Source organism: Mobilicoccus caccae (assembly GCF_030161635.1).
GTDB lineage: Bacteria > Actinomycetota > Actinomycetes > Actinomycetales > Dermatophilaceae > Mobilicoccus > Mobilicoccus caccae.
In genome coordinates this window covers 3,101,792-3,117,592 of sequence record NZ_BSUO01000001.1, presented here as the reverse complement: position 1 = coordinate 3,117,592, position 15,801 = coordinate 3,101,792, and the positions used below count along the sequence as shown (strand labels likewise).

Annotated in this window: 16 protein-coding genes and 1 pseudogene; 5 read left to right on the top strand and 12 right to left on the bottom strand. The window is 67.0% G+C overall.

Going from position 1 to position 15,801, the window contains the following annotated elements; translation table 11 throughout:
• The first annotated feature begins 107 nt into the window (after positions 1-107).
• Complete coding sequence (locus QQK49_RS15285) at positions 108-1,004, top strand: CPBP family intramembrane glutamic endopeptidase (protein WP_284304677.1); 897 nt, start codon at positions 108-110, stop codon at positions 1,002-1,004.
• Positions 1,005-1,031: 27 nt separating this feature from the next.
• Complete coding sequence (locus tag QQK49_RS15280) at positions 1,032-1,217, top strand: HepT-like ribonuclease domain-containing protein (protein WP_348536205.1); 186 nt, start codon at positions 1,032-1,034, stop codon at positions 1,215-1,217.
• Between the two features lie 49 nt (positions 1,218-1,266).
• On the opposite strand, the gene QQK49_RS15275 is transcribed toward QQK49_RS15280, so the two are convergent.
• From QQK49_RS15275 to QQK49_RS15225, 11 genes and pseudogenes are all read right to left on the bottom strand, one after another.
• Positions 1,267-2,613: an MFS transporter gene (locus QQK49_RS15275; protein WP_284304676.1), complete on the bottom strand. Its 1,347-nt coding sequence runs from the start codon at positions 2,611-2,613 to the stop codon at positions 1,267-1,269.
• A 17-nt stretch (positions 2,614-2,630) separates the two neighbouring features.
• Positions 2,631-3,542: an amidohydrolase gene (locus QQK49_RS15270; RefSeq protein WP_284304675.1), complete on the bottom strand. Its 912-nt coding sequence runs from the start codon at positions 3,540-3,542 to the stop codon at positions 2,631-2,633.
• A gap of 17 nt (positions 3,543-3,559) precedes the next feature.
• Positions 3,560-4,336, bottom strand: coding sequence for an amidohydrolase family protein (locus QQK49_RS15265; RefSeq protein ID WP_284304674.1), 777 nt, complete (start codon positions 4,334-4,336; stop codon positions 3,560-3,562).
• Between the two features lie 8 nt (positions 4,337-4,344).
• Complete coding sequence (locus QQK49_RS15260) at positions 4,345-6,033, bottom strand: urease subunit alpha (protein WP_284304673.1); 1,689 nt, start codon at positions 6,031-6,033, stop codon at positions 4,345-4,347.
• Positions 6,030-6,611: an urease subunit gamma gene (locus QQK49_RS15255; RefSeq protein ID WP_284304672.1), complete on the bottom strand. Its 582-nt coding sequence runs from the start codon at positions 6,609-6,611 to the stop codon at positions 6,030-6,032. Before QQK49_RS15255 ends, QQK49_RS15260 begins: the two co-directional genes overlap by 4 nt.
• 80 nt (positions 6,612-6,691) lie before the next feature.
• On the bottom strand, positions 6,692-6,973 hold the full coding sequence (locus tag QQK49_RS15250; protein WP_284304671.1) for a type II toxin-antitoxin system PemK/MazF family toxin: 282 nt from the start codon (positions 6,971-6,973) through the stop codon (positions 6,692-6,694).
• A gap of 31 nt (positions 6,974-7,004) precedes the next feature.
• Positions 7,005-7,238 carry a hypothetical protein gene (locus tag QQK49_RS15245; protein WP_284304670.1) on the bottom strand — a complete coding sequence of 78 codons (234 nt, stop codon included), beginning with the start codon at positions 7,236-7,238 and terminating at the stop codon, positions 7,005-7,007.
• A 105-nt stretch (positions 7,239-7,343) separates the two neighbouring features.
• Positions 7,344-8,000: pseudogene (locus QQK49_RS15240) on the bottom strand (NTP transferase domain-containing protein); the annotation flags it as partial.
• Positions 8,001-8,034: 34 nt separating this feature from the next.
• Positions 8,035-8,637: an HAD-IB family phosphatase gene (locus tag QQK49_RS15235; RefSeq protein WP_284305921.1), complete on the bottom strand. Its 603-nt coding sequence runs from the start codon at positions 8,635-8,637 to the stop codon at positions 8,035-8,037.
• On the bottom strand, positions 8,637-9,398 hold the full coding sequence (locus QQK49_RS15230) for a class I SAM-dependent methyltransferase (protein WP_284304669.1): 762 nt from the start codon (positions 9,396-9,398) through the stop codon (positions 8,637-8,639). Before QQK49_RS15230 ends, QQK49_RS15235 begins: the two co-directional genes overlap by 1 nt.
• On the bottom strand, positions 9,395-10,519 hold the full coding sequence (locus QQK49_RS15225; protein WP_284304668.1) for a hypothetical protein: 1,125 nt from the start codon (positions 10,517-10,519) through the stop codon (positions 9,395-9,397). The genes QQK49_RS15230 and QQK49_RS15225 overlap by 4 nt, the downstream gene beginning before the upstream one ends.
• Before the next feature lie 679 nt (positions 10,520-11,198).
• On the opposite strand from QQK49_RS15225, the gene QQK49_RS15220 reads away from it, so the two are divergent.
• Complete coding sequence (locus tag QQK49_RS15220) at positions 11,199-11,711, top strand: histidine kinase (protein ID WP_284304667.1); 513 nt, start codon at positions 11,199-11,201, stop codon at positions 11,709-11,711.
• 139 nt (positions 11,712-11,850) lie between these two features.
• Here the strand turns inward: QQK49_RS15220 and QQK49_RS15215 are convergent, their stop codons facing one another.
• On the bottom strand, positions 11,851-13,242 hold the full coding sequence (locus QQK49_RS15215; RefSeq protein ID WP_284304666.1) for an IS1380 family transposase: 1,392 nt from the start codon (positions 13,240-13,242) through the stop codon (positions 11,851-11,853).
• Positions 13,243-13,421: 179 nt separating this feature from the next.
• Here QQK49_RS15215 and QQK49_RS15210 point away from each other — a divergent pair, with 179 nt between their 5' ends.
• The gene (locus tag QQK49_RS15210; protein WP_284304665.1) at positions 13,422-14,696 is read left to right on the top strand and encodes a glycosyltransferase family 2 protein; all 1,275 of its coding nucleotides are present in this window, start codon (positions 13,422-13,424) and stop codon (positions 14,694-14,696) included.
• 197 nt (positions 14,697-14,893) lie between these two features.
• The gene (locus QQK49_RS15205; RefSeq protein ID WP_284304664.1) at positions 14,894-15,712 is read left to right on the top strand and encodes a flagellin N-terminal helical domain-containing protein; all 819 of its coding nucleotides are present in this window, start codon (positions 14,894-14,896) and stop codon (positions 15,710-15,712) included.
• Positions 15,713-15,801 lie beyond the last annotated feature (89 nt).

The window sequence follows — 15,801 nt, the reverse complement described above, 5'->3', positions numbered from 1 at the left end:
CCGACATCCAGCCCGTCTCAAGGCGTTTCGTCGCTCATCGAGCGAGGACTGTTGCGGCCGAACGTCTCAGGTGGGTCAGCCTGCGCGCCGACACTGGGGGTATGAGCATGACTACCGATGACCGCGCACCCGCCTCCCTGGACGCGCGGCGCGAGCGCTTCTACACCTGGCCGCGCACCCGCAGGGGAGGTTCGTACGGGTGGGGGCGTGTCGTCCTCGGGTTCGTGCTCGTCATCCTGGGATGCGCTGTCATCGCGGTCGTCGCGGGGTCGGTGCTGGGGATGGCCACGGTCGGCGACGGTGGCGCGCCCACGCGTCCCTCTCCGGTCATGGGCACTCTGCAGGCGGCGTTGCCGACGGCCCTGTGGGGGCTGGTGGCCCTCGCGGTCGCGCGGTTCGTCTTCTCGATGCGGCCGGCTGATCTGATGTCGCATCTCCCCGGTGTCCGGTGGGGGTTGCTGGCCACGTCCACCGCCCTGGCGTTCGTCGTCTTCGCGGCGATGTCGGCCGTGCAGTTCGCGCTCAGGGGAACGACGCCCCGACTCGACAGCGCGGTCCTGGCCGCCCTCGTGGCGGTCGTGCTCATCGTGCCGTTCCAGGCCGTCTCCGAGGAGTTGCTCTTCCGAGCCCTCGGCACCCAGATGCTGTTGGGCAAGATCGGCGTCTCGACCGCCAAGTTCTGGATCGTCAGCCTCGTTCTCAGCCTCTCCTTCGCCCTGCTGCATGCGGCGACGAACCTGCCGGTGCTGATCTCCCTCTTCTGCTTCGGAGCGCTGTTCTCGTTCGTGGCGTGGAAGACGGCGGGGATCGAAGCGGCGTGCGGAATCCACATCGCCAACAACGTCGTCTTCGTCGCGGCCGGGCTGCTCCGAGGCGAGGACCTCGGCGCGACGCAGTCGAACGCCACCTCCGCCGTCCTCCCGCTCGTGGCGCAGTTCGTCATCGCCCTCGTCGTCATGGTGATCGCCCTCCGCCTCGCCGCGCGGGACAAGCGCACGGCGTGACCAGCGGCTGAGGACCTCGGACATGCCGTGGGAGAACTGCCCGAGTCGGTGCGGGATGCTCTTGGGGCGACACAGATGCGGGCACTTCGAGGAATGCGTGATCGCCTCTCGCACAACGACCGGGCGACCAACCTGGACATCGTGTGGGTCGCCGCCACGCGGGATCTCCCGGTGCTGCGAGATCGAGTTCGAGCACTGCTGCGGCAGGGGTGAGCGACGCCTCGCAGACGCGACGCTTCGGTGAGTCGGGCGCCGCAGTTGATCAGGCGTGACGCCGCGGACTGCCACTCGGCGTCGTGCCGCTGAGCTCCTCGGCCGTGGCGTCGCGACGCCGGGAGGCGAGGAATCCGCTGCCGGCGGTGACGAGGGAGAGCAGGATCAGCAGGGTCGCCGGTCCCATCGAGGAGTTGCCCGTCGCCGCGTAGGCCCAGGTGGCCGCGAAGGGGACGAAGCCACTGACGACGGCCCCGATGTTGGAGGCCAGCGCGACGCCCGAATAACGCAGGTTGGCCGGGAACAGCGACGTGAGGAGCACTCCCGACGCGGCGTAGGGGATCGACAGCAGCGCGACGGCGATGACGATCGCCAGGACGACCATCGCAGGGTTTCGCGTGTCGAGCATGAGGAACGCTGGGATGGCCACCAGGGCACTGAGCACGCCACCGAGGAGCGTCACCCGCCCGGCTCCGAACCGTTCGACGGCGCGACCGAACGCGATGAGGATGACGATCTCGACGGCTGCGGCCGCCAGGGTCGCGCCCAGCAGGAGCGAGCGGGGCAGTCCGAGGGTTCCGGTGCCGTAGGCGATCGCGAAGGTCGTCACGAGGTAGAAGCCGCCGACGCCGAGCAGGGTCGAGCCGGCGCCGATGAGCAGCTCGCGGCGGGTGAGGGAGAAGACGTCGCGGACCGGCGTCTTCGCCAGCTCTTCCTCCTTGAGCATCACCTCGAACAGGGGCGACTCCTCGATCTTCACCCGCAGGTACAGCGCGATGGCCAGCAGCGGGATCGCCGCGAGGAACGGCAGCCGCCAGCCCCAGGACATGAAGTCCTCCTGCGGCAGGAGCCCCACCGCCAGGAACGCGCCGGAGGACAGCAGCGTGCCGACGGGCGATCCGATCTGGGGCATGACGCCGAACCGGCCACGCTGCTCGGGCGGGGCGTGCTCGATGGCGAGGGTGACCGCGCCACCCCATTCGCCGCCGACCGCCAGCCCCTGCACGAGCCGGAGGAGCGTGAGCAGGATCGGTGCGGCCACACCGATGGTGACGTAGCTCGGCAGCAGACCGATCAGCGCGGTGGCCACCCCGATCATGATGACGGTGATGATGAGGGTCTTCTTGCGACCCACCTTGTCGCCCATGCGTCCGAAGATGACGGCACCCACCGGGCGGGCCGCGAACCCGACACCGAAGGACGCGAACGCCGCCATCGTCGACGCGACAGGGTTGTCGGTGACGAAGAAGACGCGGTTGAAGACGAGGGAGGCAGCCGTTCCGTAGAGGAAGAAGTCGTACCACTCGAGAGCGGTCCCGACGAAGGCGCCGAACGCGACCTTGCGCGCTTCGGCCGCGGTGTCGGCCGTGCGGTGCGGGGTGGAGGGGGAGGTCATGGGGGCTCCGATGCGAATCAGGCGGGCGGAGGGGCGACCGGGAGTCCGATCCCGGTGTCGTGGGTGGCCAGACCATCGAGGACGGTCGCGAGCACCGTGGTGGCGGCTACGTCTTCGGGCGCCGCTCGGCTGATGTCGGTGTCGAGGACGACGAGATCGGCGAGCCTACCGGGGGTGAGGGCGCCGCGGCGGTCTTCGTCGCGGGCGATCCACGCGGCGTCCACGGTGTAGGCGCGCAGGGCGGTGACGGCGTCGACGCGTTCGTCGGGTCCGAGGACGACTCCCGACTCGGAGAGCCGGTCCTGCATGGTCGCCATCGCGAGGAGCGGGGCGCCCTCGGCGACGGGCCGGTCGCTGCTGCCCGGCACGCGCAGACCGGCGTCGAGGAACGACTTGTGCCGGTACAGCAGCTTTGCGCGCTCGGGACCCATCGAGGTGGCCATGTCGTCGCCGAACTCCCGGAGGAATCGCATCTGTGGCACGGGGGTGACATCAAGACGCGCCATCCGTGTGATCTGGGAGTCGGAGGTGATCCCGGCGTGCTCGATGCGGTGACGCGGGCGGCGACCCGTCTGTGTCCCGGACGAGGCGGCCTCCTCGAACACGTCGAGGGCGAAGTCGACGGCGGCGTCGCCGATGGCGTGCGCGGCGATGTCCCAGCCTCCGGCGATCGCGGCGAGGATCTGGCGGCGCATCGTGTCGGCGTCGTCCTGGAGGTAGCCGGCCGGGTGGTCGGGGTTGCAGCGGCAGGCGTAGTCCTGCGTCATCGCGGCGGTTCGGGCGATGAGCGACCCGTCGAGCCAGATCTTCATCGCCCCGATGCGGAGGTGGTCGTCGCCCAGACCGGTCGTGAGGCCCAGGTCGAGACCGAGGTCGATGCCGTCGTCGTCGGTGCCTCGCACGGAGTGGAGTCCGGCGACCGTGGGCATGAGTCGGGTGCGTACTTTCAGGCGCCCGGCGTCGAGGCATCGCTGGTGGGCGGCCAGTTCGAGGGTGACCGGCCCACCCAGCCGGCGCCGATGCCGCACTCGGTGACGTGGGTGAGTCCTTCGGTGGCGTACACCTGGCTGGCCCGGGCGATGGCGTCTTCGAGGGTGTGCAGGGGGTAGGGCGTGACGAGCGCGACGACGAGGTTCTGGGCCTGTTCCTGCAAGACTCCGGTGGGTCCGTTCTCGTCGGTGACGACGACTCCGCCCTCGGGGACGGTCGCCGAGCCGGCGAGGACGCCGATGCGGTCGAGCAGGGGCGTGTTGACCATGCAGATGTGCCCGCTGCGGTGTTTCAGCCACACGGGCCGGCCGTGGGCTGCGGAGTCGAGGCGTGCGCGGTCCGGCGTCCCGCCGAGGGTCGTGTCGTCGTAGCCGCTGCCGATGACGAGGGTGTCGGGAGGGAGGGTGGCGGCGCGTTCGGCGACGGCCTCGTAGAGCGTCTCGAGGTCGGCCATGCCCATGAGGTCGATCTCTTCGAGGGCGAGCCCGTACCAGGCCATGTGGTTATGGGCGTCGCCGAAGCCGGGGACGACGGTGGCACCGCCGAGATCGATGCGGTGGCGGGCGGGCAGGTCGGCGAGTTCCTCGGCGTCGCCCACAGCGAGGATGCGGCCCTGATGGATGGCGATCGAGGAGGCCGCGGGGGTGTGCGGGTCGAGGGTGACGATGTTCGCCCCGGAGAGGACCAGGTCGAGGGGTGGGAGGCCGCGTCGGGGGCCGTTGTCGTGGGTCATCCGGATCCTTACGCGAGGTGGTGCAGGCGGGTGAGGGGCAGCCGGCGTGCATGGTGGACGGGGATCTCGCGGCCGTTCACGATCGCCGGGTGCGGTTCGCCGACGGCGTCGATGCGGGGGTTGGCAGTGTTGTGGAGCATGTCGGCGGAGGTCAGACCACGCGACCGTGTCACGGCGGTGTAGGTGCGGCCGGAGGGCAGGGCCGACAGTGACGCCGGGTTCTCGGTCGCTGCCGTGGAGACGAAGACGTGCGCGAGTCGGGCGGGCGCGTCGCCGAGGCCGCCGTAGAAGGGGCGCATGCGGCGGGGTTGGGTGAGGCGGGTCGAGCCCGACCCCGACCCGGCAGCGCCCCACGCGACGAAGCCGGACTTCACGACGGTCTCCGGGGACGTGCCGAACCAGGCGGGGTGCCACAGGAGGATGTCGGCGATCCGGCCGGGCGCGATCGAGCCGACCTGGGCGGCGAGGCCGTGGGCGATGGCCGGGTTGATGGTGATCTTGGCGAGGTAGCGCTTGACCCGCTCGTTGGCGGGGTGGTCAGGGCCGGTCTCACCGGCGAGGCCGGCCTGGACGTGCGCGAGTTGCCATGCGCGGCGGCCCATCTCGGCGATGCGGCCCATGCCGAGGGCGTCGGAGTTGATGATCGCGATGCCGCCCATGTCGTGCAGGGCGTTCTCGGCGGCGATCGCGTGTTCGCGAATGCGGGAGGCGGCGATGGCGACGTCGCTCGCCACCGATGCGTGACCGCGGTGGACGGTCATCGTCATCGGGCCGAGTTCGGCGACGGTGTCGGGGGTGAGCGGCAGGGTGGGGGTCGTCGAGCTCGTGAGGACATGGGGATGCTCGACGATGCGCAGGAGGTCGGGGTGTCCGCCGCCGCCTTCGACGTGGTAGGCGTGCACGGTGCGGCCGCGGGTGGCGGCGATGGTGTCCTCGAGGTATCCGGTCTCGTTGAGGGTGTCGGTGTGCAGGGCGACGGGCAGGTCGGTCACCTCGGCGACGGTCAGGCACTTGTCGATGACGGCGGGGGAGGCGCCCCAGTCCTCGTGGATCTTGTACCCGCCGGCGCCGGCGAGGGCGGCGCGTTCGAGGAGTTCGGTCGACGTGCTCGAGCCGCGGGCGAGGAACGCGGCGTTGATGGGGATGCCCGACCAGCCCGCGATGAGGGAGTGCAGGTTGGTCTCGGGGTTGGCGCCGACGTCCCACACCCCGCCGATGCCCATGCCGACGATCGTCGTGATGCCGGAGGACAGGGCTGCCTGGGCGAGGTCGGCGTTGGAGAGGTGGACGTGGCTGTCGACCAATCCCGGTGTGGCGATGAGTCCTTCGGCGGGGATCATCGCGGTGTGGGAGTCGACGACGAGGTCGACGCCGGTCTGCACTTCGGGGTTGCCGGCGCGGCCGACGCCGACGATGCGGCCGTCCTTGATGCCGATGTTCGTCTTGCGCACGCCGAGGATCGGGTCGATGAGGACGACCCCGAGGATCACCATGTCCAGGGCGCTGTCGCGGCCGGCGCGTGGGGTGACGAGTGCGCCGTGGCGGGCGGTCTTTCCGCAGCCGCCGACGAGTTCTTCGCCGGCTTCGGTGTCGTCGGCCTCGACCTCGACCCACAGGTCGGTGTCGCCGAGGCGGATGCGGTCGCCGGTGGTCGGGCCGTAGAGGGAGATGTAGTCGCGGGCGTCGATGCTGGTCATGGGGCTTCTCCGGTCATCTCGACGGCAGTGACCTCGATCTGCTCGCCTGCGTCGATGCGGCGGGAGATTCCGGCGGGGACGTCGAGTCGCCAGCGTCCGTCAGGGAGTCCGCCGATGGTGATGGCGTCGTTGAGAGCGTCGAGCGGGGCGTGGGAGGAGATCCAGATCGAGTCTCTGCCGGCGTTGTGGATGGTGCAGGGGCTTCGGCGACGCCCTGGGGCGAGGGCACGCCGGTCGGTGCCGGGGCGGACTGCGCCCGGGCCGTCGGGCTCGGGCGGGCCGAAGGGTGCTGGTACGACGACGAGCACGGAGCCGTGGGGGAAGAGCGCTTCGACCTGAACTTGGGGGACGAGTGAGGCGGTGCCGGGGAGGAGCGCGTGTGGAGGGACTGCGGCCTTGCCGACTTCGATGGCTGCGTCGAGTGTCGCCCCGTCCCACGCCGCTTCGAGCACGGCGTCGCTGACCAGCGCGATCGCATCGGTGGCGCCGAGCTGGGCGCCTCGCGCGATGCGGCGCCGAGCCAGATCCGCGCCGGCCGCGATCAGCAGCCGCTCCTCCTCACGAGGTGTCAGGTGCATGGGAGCCAATGTGTCACTGCTCTACCGGTCCCTGGGGGCTTGAGAGCCCATTGATCAGCAGCAGCGTCGATGTACCTCGGTCACCACGGCAGGTCGACAGCGAGGACGCGTCGGATGGCGTCGTCGAGGGCGCGCATGTCCTCGGGATCGACGCGTCCGACCTGACGCCCGAGGCGGGCGGGGTCGACGGCTGTCATCTGTTCGAGGAGGACAGCGGTGCGCCGACCGAGGACGGTGATGGCGGGTCGAAAGGACGTGTCCAGGGCCTTCGTGGAGGTCGGCGCCACGATGACCGTGGACAACTCGAGATCGTCGGATTGGATGACCACGGCGAATCGAGGGGCGGCCTGCTCGTGTCCCACGGGATCGCGGGGACGGGGGAGTTCGTGGATATCACCACGCACGAAGGGCTGCCAGTTCGGCCTGCACGGTCTTGGACTCTGCCCGGTCTGCGGGATCTGCTGCCACCGCGCGTGACTCCTCGCGCATGAGCTCGCGGCGTTCCAGAATCTGCGCGGCGTGCAGCCCGCGACGGAGGACGTCGGAGATGGTCTCGTCGGGGCGGCGTATGGACGAGAGTAGCGCCAGATCTTCGTCGGTAGCACGAAGGTTGAGCAGGCGTGTCATACGAGTACCTTACAGGGTCAGGGAGGCGATCTGGGAGTTGATGCTTCTGGTGCCCGTGCTGCATCGGCTTCATCCGGATCATCTACACCATTCGCGGTTTTGCCCTCAAAGGTGCCCCTGCTCGAGGTGGGCGGCCGCCTGCGCCGCACTAGATGCTGCCGCACCCTGCTGAGCTGCGGCGACCGCCAGAAGACCTATGTAGCCCTTCTCGGCCATCTCCAGGTCTTCTGGACGGTCTATCTCGTAGCTATCGATGTACCGACCTCGCAGGGGGAGTCGCGGGCTCAAATGTTCGTACACCGAACGGGCTCCTCCCTCGCAATATCCGGGCGGCAGGAAAGCTATGTTCGCCCACTCGAAGGGGGTGCGTTGCTCCCGCGAGAAGCTCGTCACCAGTTCAGACTCGACCGCGACGAATACGGCGTCGACGGTCTTGGCGTCGGTGTAGCCGATGACCGGCGCGTCGTCGCAGGACGTGACGAAGTTGCCGAGCGAGCCAGGCTCGAACAGGATGTCGGCGTCCATGAACAAGCACGACTGGCCTAGGTGCCTCGCGCCCAGTGCGTAGCTGTCGAGCGTCGTCGTGCTGGCGTAGGCGGGGTTGCGGACCACGAGGATGTCGGGTCGATGCCGTCTCGCCTCGTCGATGACCGCCTGCTCTTCAAATCCCACGACTATGCGGACATCTGGAACGGTATCTAGCAGGGCGAGCTGTCGTTGCATGAGTGTTTGTCCGCGAAATTCGACCAAACATTTGGGGTGCCCCGACCTAGTCGGGAACCGAAACCCGCAGCGGCTATGACAGCGTGTTCAACAGTCGGCACAGCGACCTCTCATCGTAGGTGACATAATCGGAGATCTGCTGAAGTCCGATCGCGGGTTCGTGGACGTTGCCGCAGGCCACCGAGATATCAGATTCGAAGAACATGGGGATGTCATTGACGCTGTCTCCAATGGCCACGACGCGATCGAAGTGACGCCGAATGTGAGGAATGGCCTCTGATTTGTCAAGGACGTGGGCGACGCCTATGAGGTTGTCACCCTCATGCAGTCCGGTAGAAGTGAACGACCGACATCCGAGACGGTTGATGATCGGTGCTATCCAGACGTCGAGATTGCCCGTGACCACGAAGCATGAGTCGCGGTTCCTTTGAATGAAGTCGAGCGTCTGGGGCGCGAGTGCTACCTGAGACACGATCTGCTGGACTGTCGAGATCGGGACGGCGCGCAAGATCGCGCAACGCAGGCGGAAACTATCGTCGAAAGGGATTGTGCCTGAGAGGGTCAGCTCAGTCAAGGTGCGCATCTCGTGTTCGAGGTTCAACTGAGTCGCCATGACGGGCAGGAGCTCTTCCTGGGTGATCGTCCCGTCCAGGTCGAATGCGAATGCTGTGCGCATCACGCGGGGCGCTCCAGGATGTAGTAGACCTGGCGGGTCTCGCTCCGATTGTTCAAGTGCTCAGGGTAAAGGTCTCCGCGCTCGACGACGTTGAAGCCCGCCTGTAGCAGAGTGTCGGCTAGTAGCGCATTCAGTTCCGTGATGCTGCGGTAGATGGCGTTGTACTGCGATGACATCTCTTCCGACCAGTGGCCCTTGAGCGTGAGGCGGGTCGTGACGGCGGCGGGCTCACGGATGTAAAGGAGGGCGGAGGGGGCGCAGACCGACTCGATGCCGTGCAGTACGCGCCGGACGTCCACATCGTTGAGGTAGATCAGCAGACCGGCCAGCAGGACTCGGTCAAAGTCACTGCGCCCAAGGGTGCTGGGCGAAAGGTCCTGTGCGGCGAGGTGCACGAATCGGACGGACGCCTGCCCGTGCGCCGACCGGGCATGTTCCAGCAACTCCGCGCTGAAGTCAGTTCCCACGTAGTCGACTCCGTGATCAATGATGTCTGGCGCCCACCGTCCTATTCCGCACCCGACATCCAGGGCGATGCGGGCACCGTCGAGCTTCAGGCGGGGCACGGCGAAGGAGCGTTCGTGAGTGTCGCGCGCGCGCGCCAGTTCGGGGTGCCTGTCCTGATAGATGACCGCCGAAAGAGGGTTCGGGCCGCCGGCGCGGGTGGCGCGATCGGCAAAGAAGGCAGCTACGGAGGCTGAGTCGATATCGGTTGCAACGCCGGTGATCCGACTCGCGTCGTGGTGTGATGGCTGACTCATGTTTGCCCGATCGTTTGTTGCCCGGCGCCGGTCGGAGTGGCCGCCTTGCGTTCGGTTGCTAAGGCTCCGGCGATATGAGCGGCGATCCGCGCTCCAGCCCCTCCGTCTTCCAGTGGGAAATGTCGATTGACAAGAAGTTCTCGACGCTTATGGCCAGGGTCTTCCCCCGCCCGCACGTCGCCGATCTCTCGGCTCAGTCGTGCTAAGAAGCCTTCAACTCCTGCCCAGTCTGAAGCGACGGCAGTCTCAAAGAAATATTGAGCATCCTCGTTGATCCCTGGTCCATCCTCGCGGTGGAGGTAGAGGATGGGTTTTTCAGTGAGGGTGAACTCGGAGATAAGTGAACTCGTGTCGGAGATCAGAGCGTCTGCTTCAGCGAAAGAGTCGAGGTAGTCTGCGGATTCGTCGAGCGTGATGTTGGGGAAAGCTCGCGGCGCCTTCGTCATGATATTGAGAAGAGTTGCGCCATCCTGTCCAAGGTGGGGGAGGTCGTGGAACAGGCGGAAGTGTGGTCTTATGATGAGACGGACGCCGGGGTTATCGGCGGCCCACTCGACCAGTGGACCTAGGAAGCGATCGAATGTCGACCAGCCTCCTGACCCCAATGTGAAATGGGGGTTCCACAGGACCGTCAAAGGTCCGCGGCGGGGCGGAGTGCGCCGGCGTAGCGCGACGACACGATCGAACTTTGGAAGTCCGAGCGCCTGGACGTGGCGGTTGCCGGTTGCGCAGTACCGCCCGTACATGTCCCGTTGCCGCTCGGATCGGGCGAATGCCCTCCACGCCAGTCTATGGGTGGGCAGGTCGTAGGCCATCTTGCGAATCTTGGGTCCGTCTCCGACATTGTTCCCGTACGGAACATACGCGATTCGCACTCCACGGTTGGCCAGGGCGAGTGGAGAAGCAGCCGCAGGGCGAAGCCCGTCCCACGGGTCGTAGAACAAGGCCAGAGACAGCCCTGACTCAGGGTCCCCCGCCATGCTGTCCAGCCAGGTGACATCACGAGGTTCGAACCCCTGGCCACGCACGAAGTCGGCGGTCGACAGGGACCGCTTGTCCTGCTCGCTGTCCACCGCCACGAGCTCGACCCGGACCGATGGGTCCGAGCTGAGAGCCTGCACGACGGACTCGACAGCCCCCAGGTCGACTGAACCTGAACGATGACCGCCACGATGGGTCGCTCCACGCGAGCCGACGCAAGGTCTCGATGGCTGATGGCAGCATCCCGCGCAACTCGTAGCGTCTCGACCGGTGAGTGCGTCTCGAGCCCGAGCGTGGACCGGTGCGACGCCAATCGAACGATCTCGGCGACGATCTGATGGGGGGCTGCGTGCGCGGTGAGAGTGATCGTGGGTCCGTATTGGTCGGCCTCAGCGCGGCCCAGGAGTGTCACCGTAGGCAGGGGTGATGAGTCGCTCTGCGCTACCTTGGAGCACAGAGTCGTCAACCTCTCTTTTTCCATGGCGGTAGGTTCGCGAAACTGGGCGGACACGACCGCGACTGCGTCCGTCGCACCCAGCATCCCCAGCACGGGAGGCAAGAGATGGGCCAGGTACTCCGGCTGATCAGTGGGGTGCCGGATGAGAACCCGGTCGCGCGCAGTCACAGATGTTCCATCGGGTGCGCACGGCCGAACCTGAGTCACGACAGGGCGATACGCCTTTCAGCCCGTCGGAGACGCGCTTGCCTTGTCATCAGGCGCACGGCGCCTCATGCAGCCGGTGGCTCAGATGCGCGTGGGCCTGGCCGATTTGGGCGATACCTGTCCGAGTCGGCACGAGATCGACAACTGGAGGCTGGATGTCTACGCACGGAGTCGAGTTCGACCTCGGAACGCTGCTGGACAGTATCGAGTCACCGGTTGACCCTGCAGCTCCGACCGCGGAGGTGTTCGGACCCCGCTTCTTGGTCGCTACCGATTGGTCGTCGGCCGCCGTCCCGCTGGCCATGCTGCGGGCGTTCCGGGCCATCGTCCCGCGGACTGCCCCGGTCCGCCTCGTCTTCGCAGTTACCCATCAGCCCTCACCTGAGGACGCAGCCTGTGTGCACGTCTTGCTTGCGGGCATCGGTTCTGACGGGGATCTCTCCGGCCTTGAGATCGAGTCATTCGACGAGGCCGCTTCTACTCCGTACGACACCGCCGTCGTGCCGGACGGGGACGCGGACTCTCTGGTCACGCAGGTCGTCAGCACCATCTTGCGGCTGCAGGATGTCGTCACCTACCACGTATCGGCTGGAGTCGGAGGCAGTTTCCCGTTCAACGTGGGTGATCGGGACGCGCTGTCCGAGCGCCTGAGCAGGTTCAGCCCCTAGCCCCGGTCTTTCATGACGGTGCCGACGACGGCATCGCTGCGTGGGGTGAGTCGATGACGGTGCGCGGGTACGACGTTGGGCCGGCTGGCGCTGCCGGGCTGCGGTTCTCCGGGTCGTGATGTCGTGGGCGGACGGGGGGTCAGGCGGGTTGTGGGATCGCGGCGATGTTGGCGAAGACTGCGACGATCGCGGCCGCCCATGGCCACGACTCGGGTATCCGCAAGCGTCGTCGGCGGGCGCTGTGAGTCAGCCGGGCTGGGACGTGAAGGAAGCGGTAGCGCAGCGCTTTCGGCTCACACGCCGCCAGCGACTTCGCGTCTCCGGTCAGTGCGAGGAGCCGGGTCCATGCGGTCAGGTCGGCAGCGATCTGCACCAGCATCAGCCACACCCGGTTGATCTCGAACTCCCGCGAGGGGAACCGCCCCAGCCCCGAGTCCTTGGCGTGCCGGATCCGGTCCTCGACCCGAGCGTGCGCCCGATGCCGGGCCTCGAGGAAAGCCAGTTGTCCGGTCGTGGTGTTGGTGACGAAGGCTTGGTAGCGCCAGCCGTCACGTTCCTCGAACAGCGACAGTTGGGCGCCGGGATGGGGTCGTTCGCGGCGCACGATGACGCGCATTCCGGTCGGCCAGCTGCTCAGGTCCAAGAGCCCGGTGAGCTCGGCGACGTCACCTCCTTCGCGGATCCCACCGTCGGCGTCCAGTGCCGGGATCCAGACCTTCTTCGGGACCAGGTCGATGGCGTCGCGGATCTTCTCGGTGACCGCGAAACCCACGCTGTACTCCACGCTGCGGCCACGGACCCGGTTCTGCTCGGTAAGCCAGTCCAGCAGCTTGTGCGATGCGCCCGCGCCGTCGGAGCGGATGAGCAGCTTCTTGCGGTGCGTGCCGGGGATCTGCGCGATCGCGTCGGTGAGGACCTCGATGTGGTCGGCGGCGGTGTTCGAGCCGGCATTGCCAGCGCGGAGCTTGGCGGCGAGGAACTCACTCGTGTTGTCGCACCACACCCCGAGTGGGTGGAACCCGAAGGTCCGCTTGAACGTGGCCGCCGCGTTCTCCTTCTCGCTGTGGCTGATCACGATGGTCGCGTCGGTATCGAGCACGATCAGATCGTCAAGATCGGTCCCGGCGACCTTGCTCGCCGGGACGCCGTTAGGCAGCTGGGACCAGACCTGGCGGCGGACCCGCGCCCGCGCGTTCTGGATCCTCTTCAACCGGCCAGGTGTGACCTCGTCCAGTGCCCGCCACACCGTCGGCGCCGACGCGACACGGCCCAGCACGCTGGACTGGTGGCGCAGCACGTCGATGTCGGCGATCGCCTCCCCGCCGTCGGCGAGCATCACCGCGACGTCGGTCAGCACCCTGCCGCGGTCGTGACCGGGGACGAAGTTGCGGCGGACCATCACCTTGGACAACTCGGACGTGAGGCCGACCCGGTCGGCCAGAAGGCGGGTGGCGACGCTGCCCGCATGGGCCACCACGCCGACACCATCGGAGGTCACGGACAAGCCGGTAGACCACGAAGTACGCTTCACCTACGGAGTGCCTTCCGGTTCGGAGATCTTGAGTCGTCGCAAACCCAAGTTTCCCCTGCTGGACAGGCACTTCCGTGCTTCTACGCGCCGATCACACCCGAGTCTCGTGAACGATCCGGGCTAGTCCGCGCTTCACCACGGGCGGTTGATTGTCCTCCACGCCTGCCGATGGGGCCGATATGGAAACCCCGTTGCTCGCTGCCGCCCTCATCGTGAAGAACGAAGAAGAGAATCTGCCTGGTTGCCTCGCGTCGCTTGAAGCGCTCGGGCCGCTCATGTCCGAGGTATGTGTCTATGACACCGGTTCGAGTGACCGCACCATCGAGATCGCCGAAGCAGCAGGGGCGCGGGTGGAACGTGGCTTCTGGGACGCGGACTTCGCGCGCGCGCGTAATTCCGCCATCTCCATGGCCAACGCCAAGTGGGTGCTCATCATCGACGCGGATGAGCGTGTCGAGGCTGATGTGCCTACGCTGAAGCGCGCCTTGCGGGAAGCACTGAAGTCCGGAGGGCTCGGTTACGACACGATGGACGTTCCGGTCGTCGACGTGCGGCACGGGCGTGAGCTGCAGACTCTCATCTCCGTCCGTCTGCTGCGACCGGGCCGCGCGCACTACAGCGGAGCCATTCACGAGCAGGTCGTTGCTCGGTGTGAGGGGATGACGCTCAATTCCTACGACGTCGGGCGATCGACGATCGCGGTTCACCACCATGGGTACTCCGACGAGGAGTTGTATGCGGAGAAGCTCCGACGGAACGCCGCGATCGCGGAAGAGGTGGTGGCCGAGGCGGAATCGGGAAGTGACACCGACACCCTCATCAGGGGTCTCGTCGATCGTGCACGTTCGGTGCGGCCCGTAGATCCGGACCGCGCCCTCCTGGACCTCCGTCGAGTGCGCGGCATGAAGTCTGGGATGCGTTACAGGTGGTGGGGACTTGAGAACCTGGCCGACTGCCTCATCGACGTCGGCGAGTTTAGCGAGGCTGCGCAGGTCACCGCGCAACTCAGAGGCGAAGGTGGCCCGACCTCGTATTGTGACTATCTGGACGCCCGCAGGCTCGCGGCTGTAGGGGATGTCGAAGCTGCCTTGGCGCTGTTGCGGAACATCGACTCACTCGAGACTTCGATGCGCGTCGTTCAGTCACCCATGGTGCTCATCAAGGCCCGGATGGACGCCTGTCTGCATGTCGGAGTGTACGACGAGGCAGCAGCCTGTCTGATCCGACTGATGGCCAGCTATGGCCAGATCAAACGCAAGCACGGGGACCTTCTTCTGAAAATGTGGGGTGGGTTGCCGTTGGAGGCTCTCGTTGAGGTGCTGGTCGAGGCGGATCGTGGGTACCTGCCGGCCATCATCGAGGAGTTTCAGGCCAGCGAGGGGGTCGGACCTGCGGTGGCAGAAAGCCTGCGCCAGAAGCGGATCGCCTCTTTACCGGAGCCAGTGACCACCTAGGCTCTCTAGCGCGCACAAAAATCTCCCCGACAAATGCTTGAGTCACGCCGAGGCTGAGCCGATGGATCAGGTGTCGGGGGCGAAGAACCCGGCACCCGCCGGGGCGCTTCAGTCCCGACTGGACTCTCGCAGGACGCGAGCGTCCTCGGGTCGCCACGGAAGGCGGCCCGGACCCCCATCCACGAAGGAGCATCATCATGGGTCTGCAGATCAACACCAACGTCGCCGCGCTCAACGCGTACCGCAACCTCAACGGCACGCAGGGCTCCATGCAGACGAGCCTCGAGCGCCTCTCCTCGGGTCTTCGCATCAACCGCGCAGCGGACGACGCTGCCGGCCTCGCGATCTCCGAGAAGCTGCGCAGCCAGGTCAGCGGCCTCAACCAGGCCCAGGCCAACGCGCAGGACGGCGTCAGCCTCATCCAGACCGCTGAGGGTGCGCTCAACGAGACGCACGCCATCCTTCAGCGTATGCGCACCCTTGCCGTGCAGTCCTCGTCGGACACGAACACCGACGATGACCGCGAGATGATCCAGAAGGAGGTCGCCGCGCTGGTCAAGGAGGTCGACTCCACGACGGAGCGCACGCAGTTCAACGGCATGAACCTGCTCGACGGGACCTTCTCGGGCAAGTCGCTGCAGATCGGCGCGAACGCCGGCCAGACGATGGCCGTCAGCATCACCAAGATGGACTCTGCCGGCCTCGGCATCAGCGCCGTCGACCTGTCGACGGCATCCGGGGCGCAGGCAGCCCTCTCCTCCATCGACGCAGCGGTCAAGTCGGTCTCGACCCAGCGTGCCGACCTCGGTGCTCTGCAGAACCGTCTCGACCACACCATCAAGAACCTCGGTGTGTCGGCGGAGAACCTGGCCGCGTCCGAGAGCCGCATCCGCGACACCGACATGGCCAAGGAGATGACGAACTTCACCCGTTCGCAGATCCTGCAGCAGGCCGGTACCGCGATGCTGGCTCAGGCCAACCAGTCCAGCCAGGGCGTCCTGCGTCTCCTGGGCTGATCTAGCACCACATAACTGAACAACCCTCAGGGGGCGTGGGCCATGCGCCCGCGCCCCCTGAGTCGTTGTTCGTTCCATCCACGGAAGGA

Coding starts and splice junctions, on each gene's coding strand:
- QQK49_RS15275 (WP_284304676.1), bottom strand. CDS start 2,613: ATGACCTCCCCCTCCACCCCGCACCGCACGGCCGACACCGCGGCCGAA.
- QQK49_RS15245 (WP_284304670.1), bottom strand. CDS start 7,238: ATGACACGCCTGCTCAACCTTCGTGCTACCGACGAAGATCTGGCGCTA.
- QQK49_RS15205 (WP_284304664.1), top strand. CDS start 14,894: ATGGGTCTGCAGATCAACACCAACGTCGCCGCGCTCAACGCGTACCGC.
- QQK49_RS15260 (WP_284304673.1), bottom strand. CDS start 6,033: ATGACCAGCATCGACGCCCGCGACTACATCTCCCTCTACGGCCCGACC.
- QQK49_RS15230 (WP_284304669.1), bottom strand. CDS start 9,398: ATGAGTCAGCCATCACACCACGACGCGAGTCGGATCACCGGCGTTGCA.
- QQK49_RS15220 (WP_284304667.1), top strand. CDS start 11,199: ATGTCTACGCACGGAGTCGAGTTCGACCTCGGAACGCTGCTGGACAGT.
- QQK49_RS15235 (WP_284305921.1), bottom strand. CDS start 8,637: ATGCGCACAGCATTCGCATTCGACCTGGACGGGACGATCACCCAGGAA.
- QQK49_RS15270 (WP_284304675.1), bottom strand. CDS start 3,542: ATGCCCACGGTCGCCGGACTCCACTCCGTGCGAGGCACCGACGACGAC.
- QQK49_RS15285 (WP_284304677.1), top strand. CDS start 108: ATGACTACCGATGACCGCGCACCCGCCTCCCTGGACGCGCGGCGCGAG.
- QQK49_RS15210 (WP_284304665.1), top strand. CDS start 13,422: ATGGAAACCCCGTTGCTCGCTGCCGCCCTCATCGTGAAGAACGAAGAA.
- QQK49_RS15265 (WP_284304674.1), bottom strand. CDS start 4,336: ATGACCCACGACAACGGCCCCCGACGCGGCCTCCCACCCCTCGACCTG.
- QQK49_RS15255 (WP_284304672.1), bottom strand. CDS start 6,611: ATGCACCTGACACCTCGTGAGGAGGAGCGGCTGCTGATCGCGGCCGGC.